The organism is Microbacterium sp. (assembly GCF_030149085.1).
Classification (GTDB): Bacteria; Actinomycetota; Actinomycetes; order Actinomycetales; family Microbacteriaceae; genus Microbacterium.
The window spans coordinates 1-17,768 of sequence record NZ_JASBSF010000331.1; the positions used below are offsets into that span (position 1 = coordinate 1).

Consider the following 17,768-nt stretch of genomic DNA (forward strand, 5'->3'; position numbering starts at 1 on the left):
GCAGCGATTCGTCGCGTTCTGAGCTCGTGCGCAGGGCCGGGGGAATCGCTGCCAGGTAGGACTGCAGGTTGCGACGCGTCTCGGCGACGCTGTCGCCCCCGAACTTCTCGAGTACGACCTCAGCGAGCACGAGCGCTGTCATGGCTTCGGCGACCACGCCGGCTGCCGGGACAGCGCACACATCTGATCGCTGGTGGTGCGCGCTAGCGGTCTCGCCGGATGCCACGTCGACCGTGCGCAGTGCGTGCGGGACGGTGGCGATCGGCTTCATTCCGGCGCGAATCCGCAGGACGGTTCCGGTTGACATGCCACCCTCAGTACCCCCGGCGCGATCCGTGGCTCGGGCGATGCCGCCATCGGTCGCGAACAGTTCATCGTGAGCCTCCGAGCCCCGGCGCCGCGCCGTCAGGAAGCCGTCGCCGACCTCGACGCCCTTGATCGCCTGAATGCTCATGAGCGCCTGCGCCAGCTTGCCGTCGAGCCGACGATCCCAGTGAACGTGGCTGCCGAGCCCCGGCGGGAGTCCGAACGCAAGGACCTCGACGACACCGCCGAGGGTATCGCCGGCTTTACGAGCGTCGTCGACTTCGGCGACCATCCGCGCCGAGGTCTCGGGATCGAAGCAGCGCATCAGGTCGGCATCCAGCGCTTCGACATCGTCGGGCGTAGGCAGCGGAGCGTCCCGCGGCGCTTCGACCGGACCGATACCTACCGTGTGAGAGACAAGACGGATTCCGAGCTCGGCGAGGAACGCCCGAGCAATGGCCCCGAGCGCGACACGGGCGGCCGTTTCGCGCGCGCTTGCCCGCTCGAGAATCGGCCGGGCCTCGTCGAACCCGTACTTCTGCATCCCGACGAGGTCGGCGTGCCCGGGGCGGGGACGGGTGAGCGCTGCTCCGCGACCGCGCGACTTCTCGGTCAGTTCGATGGGTTCAGCGCTCATGACCTCGACCCACTTGGGCCACTCGGTATTCGCGATGCGCAGCGCGATTGGGCTGCCCAGGCTCATCCCGTGGACGACGCCGCTGGAGATCGTGAGTTCGTCTTCTTCGAACTTCATGCGCGATCCGCGCCCGTACCCGAGCTTGCGGCGGGCAAGATCAGCCTGGATTTCGGAGCGGGAAATGGGAACGCCAGAGGGAAGACCCTCCATGACGGCGACCAGTTCGGGGCCGTGCGATTCGCCGGCCGTGAGCACGCGGAGCATTGGTCTAGTCTCCCATGAGGCTTGCTCGCATCGCGCCGACAACAGTCGACTCGTCGCGAAGTGGCACTGCCGGATCGCCGCCGACGAAGATCCGCACTTGCAGCACCGCCTGGTGCAGCAGCATCCCTTCTCCCGTATGAATCGGATGACCGGCGCGGAGCCAGGCGGCCTGCAGGGACGTCATCCCTTGCCCGTAGACAACGTCGAACAACGCCCCACCGCCCGATGCCAGCCGATCGGCGCCTGCGTCAGCCACCACAGCACCGCCGGGGAGCGCCGCGATCGTCAGGTCGACAGGTGCAAGCTCAGGCTGCGCGAGAGGGACGCCGCGAACGGTGAGTCCACGCCTGTCGCCGATCTCGCGGAGCCCGGCGACAGCTTCAGGCCGCCGGGCTGCGACCTCGATCTCGTCCGCACCAAGCTCCGTGACAGCCACGAGCGCAGATGTCGCCGTGGCGCCTGCCCCGACGATCCTGACGCGACGCAACTCGGTGATTCCGCACTCGGCGAGAGACCCGACGATGCCGCCGACGTCCGTGTTGAATCCGGAAGGCCCGGCACCGGTCAGCAGAACGGTGTTTACGGCTCCGGTAAGTTCCGCACGCGCATCGCGGGTAACGGATGCCGCAAAAGCCGCTTCTTTGAGTGGATAGGTGACCGACAGGCCGCGGAAGGCGTCGTCGAGCGAGTGCAACTCCGAAGGGAAGCTCTCCGCCGAGACGCGGCGGCGTCCGTAGGACCAATCCAGGCCGAGCGCGCGGTACGCGGCTGCGTGGAGCTGGGGTGACCGACTGTGCTCGATCGGGTCGCCCCAGACCTCCAGACGCGTACGTCGCTGCGTCACCTCAACAGCCTGCGTCGGGGTTGTCCGTACACCACTGGCGCCACTGCTCCACGGCGGCCAGGTGGTCGTCGTAGTTGGTCGTGAAGACCGTCTCGCCGGTGTTGAGGTTCACCGTGACGAAGTACAGCCACGGGCCGTCCTCAGGATGCATCGCCGCGTCGATCGCGAGGTCGCCCGGGTTGGCGATGGGGCCGACTGGCAGTCCATCGATGACGTACGTGTTCCACGGATTGTTGTCGGTGAGAGCCTCGCCCGATGAACTTACTGTGCCGTCATGCAACTCGCCGTAGCCGTACTGAGCCGTCGAGTCCATTTGCAGCTTCATGCCCTGATCGAGGCGGTTCTGGATGACGCGCGAGACCTTGTAGAAATCGGCCTCAAAACGGGCTTCGCGCTGGATGATCGACGCGACGGTGAGGATGCGCTCCCGATCGTCGACGGGTACGCCCGCAGTATCCAAGGACTGAACCGCGCGATCGACGAGCGTCTGAATGACCTGCTGTGCGGTCACGCCAGGGTCGAAGGTGTAGGTCGCGGGGAACAGCCAGCCCTCCAGCGGCTGCCCACCGGCAGCGACGATAGCTTGATTGACGGGCACGCCGTACAGACCCGGGTCGGCCACTGCGGCCTGGAAGTCCTCGAGCGGGATTCCGAGGCTGTCGGAGAGGATCTGGATCGACTGATCGACCGTGAGTCCCTCGCGCAACTGCGCGGTGTTTTCCATCTTGTTGGCGGGATCGAGAATCGCCTCCAGCGCCGCTGCCGACGTCATCTGCTGCTGGAGCCGGAAGACGCCGGGGACGAACGGCGGATTGAGGTCTTCGGCGACGAGGTAGTCGTAGAACGCGTCAGGCGTCTTCGTCACACCTGCCTCGTAGAGCTTGGGTGAGATCGATGCGCCGGTATCCCCCGACACGATCGTGAGGAAGGCTTCGCCGGTGGCGATCCCCGCCTCGTATTCCTGCGGCTCTTCCCAGCCCAGCACCTCGCGGATCTTGTCCTCGTACGTCGACCACACCCACCAGCCGCCTGCCGCAGCTCCGCCGAAGAGCACGAGAACGACGATGAGGGCGATCCATCCGCCGCGTCGGCGACGGCGGCGTTCTGCCGGTGGAGGGGTCATGCCGATGTCATCCGTGGTGCGCTCTCCTGCGAAGAGGTCATCGAGGGTGCCGGTCGGTGCCGGCGCGGGACGCTCCGCGCGAGGGGCGGAGGTCGAGGTCGAGGTGAGGCTTTGTGTTGAGGCCGGCGGCGCTGCGACCGCGGCCCAGAACAGCTCCGGCGGCACATCGTCGTCTGCCGCGGCGGAGCCAGCCGTGCTCGTCGGCTGTGCGGGGAGCTGAGGATCTGACGGCGTGCCGCCGGTCGTGCCGGCGGCACGGGCCTCACGCGCTGCACGCCGTGACGGTGGAGCCGGCGTGGACAATCCCTCGGAAGTTGGAACCGGTGCTGGCGGTTCGGCGTTCTCGGTGGCCTGCTCGTCCGGGTGCTCGGTGGCGCCGCTCCGGGCGGAATTCCCGGTGGTGGGCGCAGGCGGCTCTGACGAGGCCGAGGCTGCACCTCCGGTCCCGCGCGACCGACCGTCCGGGAGTTTTCCGAAGAGATCGGCGAACGGATCGTCGAACGGTGACGAATCGTCGGGCATGTCAGGCAGGCTCCTCGGCGGGGGGTAGTAGCGCACCCGGTGGGCGGCCGGTGCTCTTCTCGATGTCCAACGCCTGCTGCAGCAGCACGACGGCGGCGACCTGATCCACCATGGTACGAGAAGTTCGGGTGGTTTTGCCCGATGCGCGCAGGGCGCTGTGCGCCGAGACCGTGCTCAGGCGCTCATCGAGCATCCGGATCGGAACGGTGATCCGTGCACCCAGCTCGACGGCGAACGCCTCTGCGTCGTCGGTCGAGGCGGTGCGTTCTCCCCGCAGATTGATCGGCAGGCCGACGATGACTTCGATCGGATCCATATCGGATACGAGCTCAGCCAAGCGCCCGATCGTGCCGTCGCCGCGCGCGACAGTCTCGGTCGGCGTCGCAAGCATGCCGTCAGGATCGCACTGGGCGACGCCCACACGAGCCTTCCCGACGTCGACGGCGAGACGGATGCCGCGGCGAAATCCGCTCACGGCCGGGGCAGCCCCGCCACGACGTCATCGAGGGCGCGAGCCAGCGCGCTGACATCGGCGCCACCGCCCTGGGCGAGGTCGTCGCGTCCGCCACCGCCACCGCCGAGTGTCGTCGCGGCAGCCTTTGCCAGGGGGCCGGCCTTCACGCCGAGCGAGCGTGCCGCATCGGTCGTGGCAACGATGACGACCGGTCGGTCATCGACCTCGCCTCCGAGAGCGACGACCGCAGCGTCGGAACCGAGTCGCTCGCGGACCTTCAGCGCGACGGCTCTGAGGTCGTCAGCCGAGCCTGCGCGGCCGAGGTTGGCGGTGACGACCGACAGTGCGCCCACACGACGAGCGCCGGCAACGAGGTCCGGAACCTGCTCGCTCAGAGCTTTCGCCTGCAGCGACGCGATCTTCTTCTCGGCTGCCTTGAGGTTCGCGGCGAGCTCGGCGATGCGCGCCGGCAGCTGATCTCGGGGGGTCTTCAGCGACGAGGTCAGTTGTGAGACGATCGCTCGTTCGGCCGCGAGCTCACGGAACGCATCAGCGCCGACGAGCGCCTCGACACGACGATTGGCGGCGCCGACCGAGGATTCGCCCACGAGGTTGATGAGGCCAACTTCGGCGCTCGTCGCGACGTGGGTGCCACCACACAGCTCGCGCGACCACGGTCCGCCGATGTCGACCATCCGAACGGTGTCGCCGTACTTCTCCCCGAACAGGGCCATGGCGCCGAGCTCTTTGGCTTCGTCGAGCGCGAGGACACGCGTGGTGACCTGCAGATTGTCGCGCACAGCGTTGTTTGCGATCTCTTCGATCTCAGACTTCGTCTCAGGAGAAAGAGCCTGAGTCCACGCGAAGTCGAAGCGCAGGTAGCCGGCGCGGTTCAGCGATCCCGACTGCGTGGCCGATGACCCGAGCGTGTCGCGAAGGGCAGCATGAACGAGGTGGGTCGCGGAGTGCGCCTGTGCTGCCGCGCGGCGGTTGGCGGCATCCACGATCGTGGTCGCAGCCAACCCGACAGCGACCTCGCCACTGGTCACCTCCACTGTGTGACTCACCAGGCCCGGCACCGGCTTTTGCACATCGATGACATCGAGCTGATAGCCGGGACCGACGATGATTCCCTTGTCGGCGACCTGACCACCCGACTCCGCGTACAGTGCCGTCTCGGCGAGGATCACCTCGGCCACCTGACCGGTGGCGGCACGATCGACAGAGACCCCATCTACGAGAACCCCGAGGATGCGGGACTCGGTTTCAAGATCGGTGTATCCCGTGAACGTCGTTTCGCCGAGGGCGCGGAACTCGCGGTAGACCGAATGATCTGCGATGGCGCGCTTGCGCGACTTCGCGTCGGCCTTGGCGCGCTGGCGCTGCTCGTGCATGAGCGAGTCGAAAGCGGCCCGGTCCACAGACAGACCGGCCTCTTCGGCGATCTCGAGCGTGAGGTCGATCGGAAAACCGTAGGTGTCATGCAGCAGGAACGCCTCGGAGCCGGCGATCTCGGCTTTGCCGGAGCTCTTGGTCTCAGCCACAGCAAGATCGAGGATCGTCGATCCTGCTGCGAGCGTACGAAGGAACGTCTCTTCCTCGGCGACCGCCGCGGACTCCAGCCGGTCGTAGTCGGTAGCGAGAGTCGGGTAGGCGGGAGCCATGGCATCCCGCGACGCGGCGAACAGCTCGCGGAACGTCGGCGCGTCGACACCGAGCAGGCGCATCGCACGAACCGTGCGGCGCATGAGGCGGCGGAGGATGTAGCCACGTCCCTCGTTCGAGGGGCGGACCCCGTCGGAGAGCAGCATGAGCGAGGAACGAACGTGATCGGCGACAACGCGGAATCGCACGTCATCCTCGTGGACGGCACCGTAGGTGCGGCCCGACAGCGCGACGGCGAGATCGAGCACAGGGCGCACCTGATCGGTCTCGTACATGTTGTCGACGCCCTGCTTGATGAACGCGACCCGCTCCAGGCCCACGCCGGTGTCGATGTTCTTCTGCGGGAGCTCGCCCACCACATCGAAATCGACTTTGGACCGAACGTTCGTGATCGCGTACTGCATGAACACGAGGTTCCAGATCTCGGTGAACCGGCTGTCATCGACTGCCGGTCCCCCGTCCGGGCCGTACGCCGGTCCCCGGTCGAAATAGATCTCGGAACAGGGCCCCGCGGGGCCCGGTTGACCGGTCGACCAGTAGTTGTCTTCCTTGCCGAAGCGCTGGATACGCTCATCGGGAAGCCCGGCGATCTTCTTCCAGAGCCCGGCTGCCTCGTCATCGTCCTCGTACACGGTGACCCAGAGGTCGCGCTCGGCGAAGCCGAGGCCGCCGGCCGACTCGGGCGAGGTCAGCAGTTCCCAGGCGTATTCGATGGCGCCAGCTTTGAAGTAGTCGCCGAACGACCAGTTCCCCAGCATCTGGAAGAACGTTCCGTGGCGTGCGGTCTTGCCGACCTCTTCGATGTCGTTGGTGCGGATGCACTTCTGCACGTCAGCAGCGCGAGGGTAGGGCGCAGGAACGACCCCGGTGAGGTAAGGAATGAAGGGCACCATTCCCGCGACGGTAAAAAGCAGTGACGGGTCGTCGGTGACCAGCGATGCGCTCGGAACGATGACGTGATCGTTCTTCTCGAAGTAGTCGAGGTAGCGCTGGGCGATCTCAGCGGTCTTCATCGGGTTTCCTTTGCACGGGTGAACGGCATCGCCCGGCCCGGGCGACGCACGCACGCATTGAGATCAGTCGGTGAACTTCTTGGCGGCGTCTTTCGCTGCGTCGGCGGCATCGCCGGCAGCGTCCGTCACGGCCTCGGTCACGGCGTCGACGGTCGCGGATGCCGAATCCACGGCATCTTCGACGATCCCGACAATCCGGGCTTCCTGCTCACGATACGCATCCGCGATCCGGTCGGTGAACTGCGAGATACGCGCATCCACCTCGGCGAGCAGTTCGTGTCCGCGCGGATCCTTGTTGACGTAATGGGCGGCGACGAAACCCCCGGCAAGCCCCAGTGCGAACCACAGCAGGTTTTTCATGCGCTCACTCCCTTTCCGCGACGGCGGCTCATTCCATCGTAGGCGAGAACAGCGAAGGGCGCCGGGTCTCCCCGACGCCCTTGCCAACGCGCGGCTTAGCGCGCCGCGCAACGGTGCTTAGCGCGCCGCGTAACAGTGCTGTTGGCCGCTTCGCGGCTGTACTACGCGCCGCTTAGCGCGCCGCGTAGTACTCAACGACGAGCTGAACGTCACAGACCACAGGAACCTCGACGCGCTTGGGGCGACGCACGAGACGGGCGTGGAGCTTGTCGAGCTCGACCTCGAGGTAGCCCGGAACCGGGGGCAGAACCTCTGCGTGTCCGCCGGCTGCGGCGACCTGGAACGGCTCGAGGCCTTCGCTCTTCGCCTTGACGTGGATGAGCTGGCCGGGTACGACACGGAACGACGGACGGTCGACCGTCTTGCCGTCGACGAGGATGTGGCGGTGCACGACGAGCTGACGGGCCTGCGCCGTGGTGCGGGCGAAACCGGCACGAAGCACAAGCGCGTCCAGGCGCATCTCGAGCAGCTCGACCAGGTTCTCACCGGTCAGGCCGTCCTTGCGGCGGGCCTCGTTGAACGCGATACGAAGCTGCTTCTCGCGGATGCCGTACTGCTCGCGCAGACGCTGCTTCTCACGGAGGCGAACGGCGTAGTCGCTGTCGGCCTTGCGCTTGGTGCGGCCGTGCTCGCCCGGTGCGTAGGGGCGCTTCTCGAGGTAACGAGCAGCCTTGGGGGTCAGTGCGACGCCGAGGGCACGCGACATGCGCACCTTGCGGCGATCCTGGGACTTCGTAGGCACGAAGGATTCCTTCCGATGACATGGCCGCGTCTTTCGCGGCTCATGGACGTATCCCGCACTCCGCCTCGATTCGCACGTCGCAGCGCACCGAAGGGGTTTTTCTCGAGTGTGGGGATATCCGAAAACTCGGTTCCGAACCGAACAAGTCTACCAGAGCGGTCAGTAGGCGCCGGAAGCGGCACCCGAGCCAGGTTCGTCAGGTCTGCCGAGAATGCGGCGGATACGGCTCCACCGCGCCGCGATCTCCCGCTCTGCGCCGCGCGCGGTCGGGTGATAATAGCTGCGGTCACGAAGTGCGTCGGGAAGATACTGCTGCGCAACCACCCCGCGCTCGTCGTCGTGGGGATAGCGGTAGCCCTTCCCATGTCCGAGCCGCGCGGCCCCCGGATAGTGAGCGTCACGCAGATGCGGCGGCACCCGACCGCCACCGCCCTGGCGTACGTCGGCGATTGCGGCATCGATAGCCAGATACGCGGCGTTGGACTTGGCAGTCGTTGCCAGGTAAACCGTCGCCTCGGCGAGGGGAATGCGCCCCTCGGGGAAACCGATGAGTTGGACGGCATCCGCAGCCGCAACGGCAAGCGGAAGCGCCTGGGGATCTGCGAGGCCGATATCCTCGGCGGCTGAAATGATCAGGCGGCGCGCGATGAAGCGAGGGTCCTCCCCCGCCTCGATCATGCGCGCGAGGTAGTGCAGCGCGGCATCCGGATCCGATCCGCGGATCGACTTGATGAACGCACTGATCACGTCGTAGTGCTCGTCGCCCTGACGGTCATAGCGAAGGAGTGCACGGTCGACAGCCTGCGCAACGTGCTCGGCGGTGATCGTGCCAACTGCCTCGTCAGCTTCCGGTTCGGCAAGTGACGCCGCCGCCTCCAGGGCAGTCAGAGCGCGGCGGGCATCCCCGGAAGCGAGCCGCACCAGGGCAGCCCGTGCCTCATCGGTCAGGTTTACCGCACCGGCAAGCCCGCGCGCATCAGAGACCGCTCGATCGATGAGTCCAGCGAGATCGGCATCCGTCAGCGGCTGCAGGGTCAACAGCAGTGACCGGGACAGCAAAGGGGAAACCACGGAGAACGACGGATTTTCGGTGGTTGCTGCGATCAAGACGACCCAGCCGTTCTCGACGCCCGGCAGCAGGGCATCCTGCTGCGCCTTCGTGAATCGGTGGATTTCATCGAGAAAGAGGATCGTCGAGGTTCCGTAGAGATCGCGCTGCGTGAGGGCATCCTGCATGACCTCGCGAACGTCTTTGACACCGGCGGTGACAGCCGAAAGTTCGACGAAGCGGCGGCCTGATGAGCGCGCGACAGCCTGGGCGAGGGTGGTCTTGCCGGTGCCCGGTGGCCCCCAGAGGATGACGGATGTCGCGGCTCGTGAGCCACCATCGGGGTCGGCAAGCACGACGAGCGGCGCACCCGGTCGAAGCAGATGCTGCTGACCAGCTACCTCGTCGAGGGAGGTCGGTCGCATTCGTACCGGTAGCGGGGTCTGCCCCGAGAAGAGCCCCGCCGTAGTCGCCATAGGTCCCAGGCTAGCCGCGCGGCACGACATCGCTACAGCATCGACTCCTGGTCGCGGCAGCGCTGCGTATTAGGCTTAAGCGTCCATCCCCCCGCAGGCGGCTCCGCCGCATTGAGGTGCCTTCCGTGTCAGACACAGCTTCGTCCTCCACCCCCGTCGATCAGCCCTGGGGCCGCGTCGATGATGACGGCACGGTTTCGGTGCGCGAAGGCGACCAGTGGCGGGTCGTCGGCCAGTATCCCGACGGTACCGCCGAGGAGGCCCTGGCCTACTACGAGCGGAAGTTCGCCGACCTCGCATCGGAGGTCACGCTGCTGGAAGTTCGCCACCGCCGTGGCGGTGCCAGTGCCGCCGATCTGCGCGCGACGGCGGCAACCCTCAGCGGGAAGATCTCCGGAGCATCCGCGGTCGGCGACCTTGCGGCCTTGAGCGCCCGCGTCGATGCTCTCACTGCGTCGCTGACCGAAGCGAGTGCCGCTGAAGCGGCCCAGGCGCGTGAGGCCGTCGATGCCGCGATCGCCGAGCGGACGCAGCTCGTCGAGCAGGCCGAGGCGATCGCCGCACGGGACCCGAAGACCGTGCAATGGAAGACAGCCTCGGCTGAGATGAGTTCGCTGTTCGACCAGTGGCAGTCGCACCAGCAGAACGGGCCGCACCTTCCCAAGTCGGTCTCGCAGTCGCTATGGAAGAGGTTCCGGGACGCTCGGGCCACCGTCGACAAGCACCGCCGAGAGTTCTATGCCGAACTCGACGAGGCTCACAAGGCCGTACGCGAACGCAAGAACCGGTTGGTTGAGCGCGCGGAGGCGCTGGCGCCGCGCGGCGAAGACGGGATCGGCGCCTACCGTGACCTTCTGAACGAGTGGAAGGCCGCAGGCCGCGCCGGCAAGAAGGTCGATGACGCCCTGTGGGCACGATTCAAGGCGGCAGGCGATGCGCTCTATTCGGCACGTGCGGGTCGCGAGGCCGCGGAGGTCGAAGCCTCGAAGGAGAAGATCGAGGCGAAGCGCGAGCTCATCGAGCGCGCTCGTCCCATTCTCGACATGGCGGATCTTGCCGCCGCACGCAGCGCTCTCACCGCGATTCAGCGGTCGTGGGATGACATCGGTCGGATCTTCCCCCGCGAGCAGGAACGTGCTCTCGACGACGAACTGCGCAAGATCGAGGTGTCGGTTCGTGCGCGGGAGGATGCCGAGTGGACCCGCAACAACCCGGAGACGACGGCGCGCGCAAATGACATGACGCGCCAGCTCTACGACGCGATCGAGAAGCTCGAGGCCGAGCTTGCCGAAGCCACCGCCCGCAAGGATCAGCGCGCGATGAAGAAGGCAAACGAGGCGCTCGACGCTCGACGGGCATGGCTTCGCGCCCTCGAGGGCTGACCAGGACTTCTCCACAGACTGAGACGAGCGCACCGTCGACCGAGTCTGCCCCGGGCAGACTGCGGGGATGACCTCGCCGTTCCTGTACTTCGTCGACGAGCGGCTCTCGCTCGCTGAACTGTCGGCCGCGCGGCTCGACGGTCACCTCATCGAGGTGGACGCCGCGTATATGCCTGCCGACACCGTGGAGACGCCGAGTGCCCGAGCTGCATCTCTCGGACGCTTGCTTCGCGACCTGATGGCAGCGACACACCTCTCGGCAGCATGGGTGTACGGTGCCATCAGCGACCCGCCGGCCAGGCATACCGTGCAGCGAGCGGTGCCGCACCGCATCCACGGGGTCATCCATCGCCGGCTCCACTACCGCGACAGCTACCTCCCCGAGGCCGACCTCTGCCGCATCGGTGGGGTGCTCGTCACGACGCCGGCACGCACGGCTGCAGACCTTGCCCGCGTCGGCGACACCGACCACGGAGCAGCCCTCAACGGCTTCGCGCGAGATCCTGAGACCCTCCGGGCGGGGATCAACTGGTTGGAGAACGCCGGCACGGTCCCACACAAAGTGCGGGCTCTCGAGATACTGCGCTCCCGGGAAATCTACGAGGAGGTCACGCGGTAGACGTCGTAGACGGCGTCGATGCGGCGAACAGCGTTAAGGACGCGGTCCAGATGCACGATGTCACCCATCTCGAAGACGAAGCGGCTCAGGGCGAGGCGGTCGTTCGTCGTGGACACCGACGCCGACAGGATGTTCACATGGTGCTCGCTGAGCACACGGGTCACGTCACTGAGCAGACCCGACCGGTCGAGAGCCTCGACCTGAATCTGCACGAGGAACACGCTCTTGGTCGTCGGTGCCCACTCGACCTCGATGAGACGCTCGGGGTCTGAGCGCAGCGAGGCCACGTTCGTGCAGTCCGCGCGGTGGACCGAGACGCCGCTCCCCCGCGTCACAAAGCCGAGGATCTCGTCGCCGGGAACCGGAGTACAGCACTTCGCGAGCTTGACCAGGATGTCGGGCACGCCGCGCACGAGGACGCCCGAGTCCCCTGCTCGCGGCTGGCGCGAGCGCCCGACGTGCGGGAGGTCGATTGGGCCCGTTGCGGTGTCGTTGGAGGCGCTGACCAGCGCCGTCACCTTCTCGATGACGGATTGGGTCGAGACGTGTCCTTCGCCCACAGCTGCGTAGAGCGCGGAGACGTCTTCGTAGCGCAAACCGTGGGCGACCTCGCTCAGGGTGTCCTGATTCATGAGCCGCTGAAGCGGCAGATTCTGGCGTCGCATCGCGCGCGCGATCGACTCCTTGCCCTGTTCGATCGCCTCTTCGCGCCGCTCCTTCGTGAACCACCCGCGGATCTTGCTGCGGGCCCTGGTGCTCTTGACGAAGCTCAACCAATCTTGACTGGGCCCGGCATCCGGGTTCTTCGACGTGAACACCTCGACGACATCGCCGCTCTTGAGCTCTGATTCGAGGGGAACAAGGCGCCCGTTGACCTTCGCGCCCATCGTGCGGTGACCGACTTCGGTGTGCACCGCGTAGGCGAAATCCACGGGAGTGGCCCCTGCTGGAAGCCCGATCACACGACCCTTGGGCGTGAAGACGTAGACCTCCTTGGCACCGATCTCGAAGCGCAGCGAGTCGAGGAATTCCCCGGGGTCGGCGGTCTCTGCCTGCCAGTCCGAAATCCGCGCGAGCCAGGCGAGATCCGCGTCGACGGCCTTGTCGTCGACCTTCCCGCCGGCCATCCGTTCCTTGTACTTCCAGTGCGCCGCCACACCGTACTCGGCCTGCTGGTGCATCTCGTGGGTGCGGATCTGGATTTCGACGGTGCGCCCCTCGGGGCCGATCACCGTCGTGTGCAGCGACTGATACAGGTTGAACTTCGGCGTCGCGATGTAGTCCTTGAACCGCCCCGGGAGCGGCGTCCACCGGGCGTGAATGGCACCCAGCACGGCGTAGCAATCCCGCACGGACGCCACGAGAATCCGGATGCCGATGAGGTCGTAGATGTCGTCGAACTCGCGACCCCGCACCACCATCTTCTGGTACACGGAGTACAGCTGCTTGGGGCGGCCGAGCACGCGCCCGCGGATGCGGAGCTCACGCAGATCGGAGTCGACTGCGTCGACCACGTTCTGCAGGTACTTCTCACGCTGCGGCGTGCGCTGCTTGACGAGGCTCTCGATCTCGGCGTAGAGCTTCGGGTGCAAAACCGCGAACGAGAGGTCTTCCAGCTCGGACTTGATCGTCTGGATACCCAGGCGATGCGCGAGCGGCGCGTAGATCTCGAGGGTCTCTGTCGCCTTCTTCCGGGCCTTCTCGGGCGGAACGAAGCCCCAGGTCCGGGCGTTGTGCAACCGGTCGGCGAGTTTGATGAGCAGAACACGGATGTCGCGAGACATCGCAACGATCATCTTGCGCACGGTCTCGGCCTGGGCACTCTCGCCGTACTTGACCTTGTCGAGCTTGGTCACACCGTCGACGAGCATCGCCACCTCGTCGCCGAACTCGGCAGTGAGTGCGTCAAGTGAGTAGCCGGTGTCCTCGACGGTGTCGTGCAGGAGCGCGGCGGCCACGGCCTTGGGTCCGAGGCCCAGATCTGCGAGGATCTGGGCTACCGCCAAGGGATGCGTGATGTAGGGCTCGCCGCTTTGGCGCTTCTGTCCCGCATGGGCGCGGTCCGCGATCGCGTACGCACGTTCGATGATCGCCAGGTCACCCTTGGGATGGTGCGTGCGGACGGTGCGCAAGAGCTTCTCGACGTCGTCGCGGCGCGCGGCCCGCGAGAAGATGCGCGGAACGAGCCGCAACAGCGACGAAGAGCCCGCAGGTACGCTCTGGGCGGGCGGGACGGTCTCGGTCACCCGATAGCCCTCCCTTCGCTGGAGCCCATATCCTACGCCGCGGTTGAGGCGATCAGGCCGAAGCTACCGCCTGTTCGCGGGCAGCGATGACGCGCTGATCGCGCTGGCGGATGGGCGCCTCGCCCTCGCGGAACAGCGAGAACAGCGGTGCCGCGACGAACAGCGTCGAATAGGCCGCCACGATGATCCCGACGAAGATCGACAGCGAGATATCGGTCAGCGTCTCGGCGCCGAGCCAGAATGCACCGATGAAGAGGATCGCACCGACCGGCAGGATCGCAACGACGGTGGTGTTGATCGAGCGCACCAGCGTCTGATTGACAGCCAGGTTCACCGACTCGCCGAAGGTTCGACCCGATATCTCTCCGTCTTCGGACGTGTTCTCGCGGACCTTGTCGAACACGACAGTCGTGTCGTACAGCGAGTACGCGAGGATCGTGAGGAACCCGATGACTGCCGCGGGAGAGATCTCGAAGCCGAAGAGCGCGTAGATCCCGACCGTAATCACCAGCACGTCGACGAGGCCGATGATCGCCGCCGCAGACATCTTCCAGGTGCGGAAGTACAGCGCAAGGATGATGAACGTCAGCGCGAGGAAGATCGCAAGACCCCACAGCGACTGGCGCGTGACATCCTGACCCCAACTCGGGCCGATGAACGAGGTGGTCACTTCGCTCGCGTCGACGCTGTAAGCCTCGGCAAGCGCTGCCGCAACATCTCGCGTCTCGGCGTCCGTCATCTGGTCCGTTTGGACACGAACGGTCTCAGCTCCAACGGTTGCAACCTTGGTCGTCGCGCCGGGCACGACGGACTGCACAGCTGCGGTCGCGATCAACTGATCGGGGTTGGTGACTCCCGAAACGGTGAACTGCGATCCACCCGTGAACTCGATCGAGAACTGAATCGGCCGGATGAAGGGCACGAGTGCTGAGCCGATCACCAGGACCGCGGCGATGATGAACCACAGTCGCCGCTTGCCGACGAACGGGAAGGAGGTCTTGCCGCTGTACAGGTCGTTTCCGAGCTGGTTGAGAGAGCGCATCAGGGGGTGTCCTCTCCCTCGGTGGGCTGGGTAGACCCGGGTGTGCGAGACTCGGCGAGCTTGCGCTCGGCTATCGTCTGGCGACGCGCGGCTTCGCCCCGCGACCGGGACGCCCGCTTCTCGGCTGCCGTCTTGGGCGTCACAACCGGCGCGCGGAACTGCGCGCGGCCCCGGTAGACCGCGCCGAGCGCGTCGGGATCGAGGCCCGACAGCGGGTGGCCGGACGAGAAGAATCGCGTTCGAGCCAACAGCTGCATCACCGGGTGGGTGAACAGGATGAAGATGAGGACATCGATCGCCGTTGTGAGCCCGAGAGTGAACGCAAAGCCCTTCACCGTCGCATCCGCAAGGATGTACAGCACGACAGCGGCAAGGATGTTGATCGACTTCGAGATGTAGATCGTGCGCTTTGCCCGCGACCAGCCGTCTTCGACGGCGCCCGTGATCGACTTGCCGTCTCGCAGTTCGTCTCGAATGCGTTCGAAGTAGACGATGAACGAGTCAGCGGTGAACCCGATTGACACGATCAGACCGGCCACACCCGCGAGCGAGAGTCGGAAGCCCATGCGCCAGCCGAGGATCAGCAGCATCACGTAGGTGAGAACCGCCATCACCACCAGGGATGCGATGATCACGAACCCGAGTGCGCGATAGACGATCAGCGAGTAGATGGCGACCAAGGCGAGGCCGATGAGACCGGCGATCAGACCGATCTGCAGCTGCTGCGATCCTAGGGTTGCCGAGATCGTGTCAGAGCTCACGACGGCGAAACTCAGCGGCAGGGCGCCGTACTTGAGCTGGTCAGCCAGGACCTTCGCCGTCTCCTGGGTGAAGGTGCCGCTAATGCTCGGCTGCCCGTCGAGGATGACGCCGTTCATCGAGGGCGCAGTCAGTACGTAGCCGTCGAGGACGAACGCGAACTGGTTGAGCGGTGGCGTTGCACCATACAGTCTCTGGCTGATCTGACCGAACGTCTCGGTTCCCGCTTCGTCGAAACGAAGGTTGACGACCCACTGTCCGGAGGTCTGCTCAAGTCCACTGGTCGCATCCACAATCGACGACCCGTCGAGCTCTACCGGCCCGAGGATGTACTTGACCGTCCCGTTGGCATCACAGGTGATGAGGGGCTCGTCGGTCGGTGCGTTAGCGGGATCATTGGCCGGATCGGCGCAGTTGTACGCGAGGAACTCGGCCTGGAGCGCAGGAGTGATCCACGCGGGGTCGCTCCCGTTCGTGGGCTCCACCGTGGGCGTGGATTCGAGTGCCGGATCCGGCGTGGGGTACGGAGTGGACTCGCCGTCATCGCCCACGAAGCTTGTCGCCGGAGATCCGGAGTAGAGAACCGCACGCAACTGCAGCTGCGCTGACGCCTCAATGCGCTGCCGCGTCTCTTCGTCAGCTTGACCAGGAATCTGGACGACGATGTTCTTGCCACCTTCTGTGGTGACGTCGGCTTCGCCGACACCGGATGCGTCAACGCGCTGCCGGATGATCGTGACGGCCTGATTCATCTGCTCGGCCGACGGATTCGTCCCGTCTGCAGTCTGCGCTTCGAGGATGATCTGGGTGCCACCTTGAAGGTCGAGAGCGAGCTCAGGGGTCCACGAGCTCGCGTTGAAAACGTAGACGCCGAGGGCGTTGATGCCGAACAGTACCGCCGTGATCGTCAGCAGGCCGGTGAGGGCCCGCCAGGCACGGCGAACAGGAGTGGATGCGGCCACGGGATGCTCTCGGGAAGGATCAGGCGTTGGGCTTGGTGTCGCCGTCACGCCCGTCGGCGTCGGTCTCTGCTGCCGGCTCCGCGTCCGGGGTCACAGCGTCCGACGACTCGCCGTCGTGGGTCTCGTGATAGTTGTCGACGATGTCGTCGAACCCGTCATCGGTTTCGTCCTCGACCTCGTCAGCCGGGGTGATGACACGAAGAATTGCCTGGCTGTGCACCTTGATGTCAACACCGGGAGCGATCTCGACCACCGCAGGCTGGTCGAGGTTGTCGGGGTCGAACTCCACGATCGTGCCGTAGAGGCCACCCTGCAGCAGTACCTCGGCTCCCGGAACGGTCTGGCGAGCCTTCTGAGCCTGCTCCTCGCGTTGCTTCTTCATGCGGCGACTGGAGTTCCAGAACATGAACACCAGGAGGGCGCCCAGCAGGATGAGCAGACCGTAGTTGAGGAAGAAATCCTGGAAGTTCATGAAGAGGGGCGCCTTTCGGGTGCGGCCGCGCAGACGTCGGGCCGCGTGGGGTCAAAGCCTCCAGGAATTATAGGTCATCGAATCTCAGCGTCTGATCGGCATGACGCACGCCGAGGTGCGCGTAGGCGTCGGGAGTTGCCACGCGCCCGCGCGGCGTACGCCCCATGAATCCGATCCGCACGAGGTAGGGCTCGATGACGGACTCGATGGTGTCTGCCTCTTCCCCGACGGTCACGGCGAGCGTGTTGAGTCCGACCGGCCCCCCGTGGAAACGGCGCACAAGCGCCTCCAGGACAGCGCGATCAAGTCGGTCGAGCCCGATCGCGTCGACGTCGTAGAGGTCGAGGGCTGCGTCTACGGATGCTGCGGTGGCGCTTCCCCCGTGGACCACGACGTAGTCACGGACTCGTCGCAGCAGACGGTTGGCGATGCGCGGGGTTCCTCGCGAACGCCGGGCGATCTCGGCACGGGATTCGGCTGGCAGCGGAACATCAAGCATCCGGGCCGACCGCTCGAGGACGCGTTCGAGCTCTTCGGGCTCGTAATACTCGAGGTGCGCGGTGAATCCGAAGCGGTCGCGCAGCGGGTTGGGGAGCAGGCCCGCGCGCGTCGTGGCGCCCACGAGCGTGAACGGGGCCAGATCGAGCGGGATGCTCGTCGCGCCGGCCCCTTTGCCGACCATGATGTCGATCCGGAAGTCTTCCATCGCGAGGTAGAGCATCTCTTCAGCAGAGCGCGCCATGCGGTGGATCTCATCGATGAAGAGCACCTC

At 66.0% G+C, this 17,768-nt stretch carries 15 protein-coding genes; 2 read left to right on the forward strand and 13 right to left on the reverse strand.

The window, feature by feature from the left end; translation table 11 throughout:
- The 8 genes from aroC to Q1V87_RS13555 form a co-directional block, all read right to left on the reverse strand.
- A partial coding sequence (gene aroC, locus Q1V87_RS13520) for a chorismate synthase (RefSeq protein WP_300593895.1) occupies window positions 1-1,207 on the reverse strand: 1,207 nt, incomplete at its 3' end.
- A gap of 4 nt (window positions 1,208-1,211) precedes the next feature.
- Window positions 1,212-2,051: a shikimate dehydrogenase gene (locus Q1V87_RS13525; RefSeq protein WP_292710330.1), complete on the reverse strand. Its 840-nt coding sequence runs from the start codon at window positions 2,049-2,051 to the stop codon at window positions 1,212-1,214.
- 1 nt (window position 2,052) lies between these two features.
- Complete coding sequence (gene mltG, locus Q1V87_RS13530) at window positions 2,053-3,696, reverse strand: endolytic transglycosylase MltG (protein WP_300593899.1); 1,644 nt, start codon at window positions 3,694-3,696, stop codon at window positions 2,053-2,055.
- Between the two features lies 1 nt (window position 3,697).
- Window positions 3,698-4,171 (reverse strand): Holliday junction resolvase RuvX, encoded by a 474-nt coding sequence (gene ruvX / locus Q1V87_RS13535; protein WP_300593902.1) that lies wholly within the window; start codon window positions 4,169-4,171, stop codon window positions 3,698-3,700.
- A complete protein-coding gene (gene alaS, locus Q1V87_RS13540; protein WP_300593905.1) occupies window positions 4,168-6,828 on the reverse strand; it encodes an alanine--tRNA ligase in 2,661 nt (886 codons plus the stop codon). The genes ruvX and alaS overlap by 4 nt, the downstream gene beginning before the upstream one ends.
- 63 nt (window positions 6,829-6,891) lie before the next feature.
- Window positions 6,892-7,188, reverse strand: a complete 297-nt coding sequence (locus tag Q1V87_RS13545; protein WP_300593908.1) for an ATPase — start codon at window positions 7,186-7,188, stop codon at window positions 6,892-6,894.
- 172 nt (window positions 7,189-7,360) lie between these two features.
- Window positions 7,361-7,990 carry a 30S ribosomal protein S4 gene (rpsD, locus tag Q1V87_RS13550; protein WP_300593911.1) on the reverse strand — a complete coding sequence of 210 codons (630 nt, stop codon included), beginning with the start codon at window positions 7,988-7,990 and terminating at the stop codon, window positions 7,361-7,363.
- 159 nt (window positions 7,991-8,149) lie between these two features.
- Window positions 8,150-9,514, reverse strand: coding sequence for a replication-associated recombination protein A (locus Q1V87_RS13555; protein ID WP_300593914.1), 1,365 nt, complete (start codon window positions 9,512-9,514; stop codon window positions 8,150-8,152).
- Between the two features lie 125 nt (window positions 9,515-9,639).
- Here Q1V87_RS13555 and Q1V87_RS13560 point away from each other — a divergent pair, with 125 nt between their 5' ends.
- The gene (locus Q1V87_RS13560; protein WP_300593917.1) at window positions 9,640-10,896 is read left to right on the forward strand and encodes a DUF349 domain-containing protein; all 1,257 of its coding nucleotides are present in this window, start codon (window positions 9,640-9,642) and stop codon (window positions 10,894-10,896) included.
- Between the two features lie 67 nt (window positions 10,897-10,963).
- Window positions 10,964-11,515, forward strand: coding sequence for a hypothetical protein (locus tag Q1V87_RS13565; RefSeq protein WP_300593920.1), 552 nt, complete (start codon window positions 10,964-10,966; stop codon window positions 11,513-11,515).
- Here Q1V87_RS13565 and Q1V87_RS13570 read toward each other — a convergent pair.
- The 5 genes from Q1V87_RS13570 to ruvB all read right to left on the reverse strand — a co-directional run.
- Window positions 11,494-13,761: a bifunctional (p)ppGpp synthetase/guanosine-3',5'-bis(diphosphate) 3'-pyrophosphohydrolase gene (locus Q1V87_RS13570; RefSeq protein ID WP_300593923.1), complete on the reverse strand. Its 2,268-nt coding sequence runs from the start codon at window positions 13,759-13,761 to the stop codon at window positions 11,494-11,496. The two genes, Q1V87_RS13565 and Q1V87_RS13570, sit on opposite strands and share 22 nt — an antisense overlap.
- 52 nt (window positions 13,762-13,813) lie before the next feature.
- Window positions 13,814-14,803: a protein translocase subunit SecF gene (secF, locus tag Q1V87_RS13575; RefSeq protein WP_300593926.1), complete on the reverse strand. Its 990-nt coding sequence runs from the start codon at window positions 14,801-14,803 to the stop codon at window positions 13,814-13,816.
- The gene (gene secD, locus Q1V87_RS13580) at window positions 14,803-16,524 is read right to left on the reverse strand and encodes a protein translocase subunit SecD (protein ID WP_292711144.1); all 1,722 of its coding nucleotides are present in this window, start codon (window positions 16,522-16,524) and stop codon (window positions 14,803-14,805) included. The genes secF and secD overlap by 1 nt, the downstream gene beginning before the upstream one ends.
- Window positions 16,525-16,543: 19 nt before the next feature.
- Window positions 16,544-16,996, reverse strand: coding sequence for a preprotein translocase subunit YajC (locus Q1V87_RS13585; protein WP_300593930.1), 453 nt, complete (start codon window positions 16,994-16,996; stop codon window positions 16,544-16,546).
- Window positions 16,997-17,063: 67 nt separating this feature from the next.
- The coding region (ruvB, locus tag Q1V87_RS13590; RefSeq protein ID WP_300593933.1) for a Holliday junction branch migration DNA helicase RuvB at window positions 17,064-17,768 on the reverse strand (705 nt) is incomplete at its 5' end.

Excerpts from the sequence above, each read along its gene's own strand:
- mltG (WP_300593899.1), bottom strand. The coding sequence starts at position 3,696 with ATGCCCGACGATTCGTCACCGTTCGACGATCCGTTCGCCGATCTCTTC.
- alaS (WP_300593905.1), bottom strand. The coding sequence starts at position 6,828 with ATGAAGACCGCTGAGATCGCCCAGCGCTACCTCGACTACTTCGAGAAG.
- Q1V87_RS13545 (WP_300593908.1), bottom strand. The coding sequence starts at position 7,188 with ATGAAAAACCTGCTGTGGTTCGCACTGGGGCTTGCCGGGGGTTTCGTC.
- Q1V87_RS13555 (WP_300593914.1), bottom strand. The coding sequence starts at position 9,514 with ATGGCGACTACGGCGGGGCTCTTCTCGGGGCAGACCCCGCTACCGGTA.
- Q1V87_RS13565 (WP_300593920.1), top strand. The coding sequence starts at position 10,964 with ATGACCTCGCCGTTCCTGTACTTCGTCGACGAGCGGCTCTCGCTCGCT.
- secF (WP_300593926.1), bottom strand. The coding sequence starts at position 14,803 with ATGCGCTCTCTCAACCAGCTCGGAAACGACCTGTACAGCGGCAAGACC.
- Q1V87_RS13585 (WP_300593930.1), bottom strand. The coding sequence starts at position 16,996 with ATGAACTTCCAGGATTTCTTCCTCAACTACGGTCTGCTCATCCTGCTG.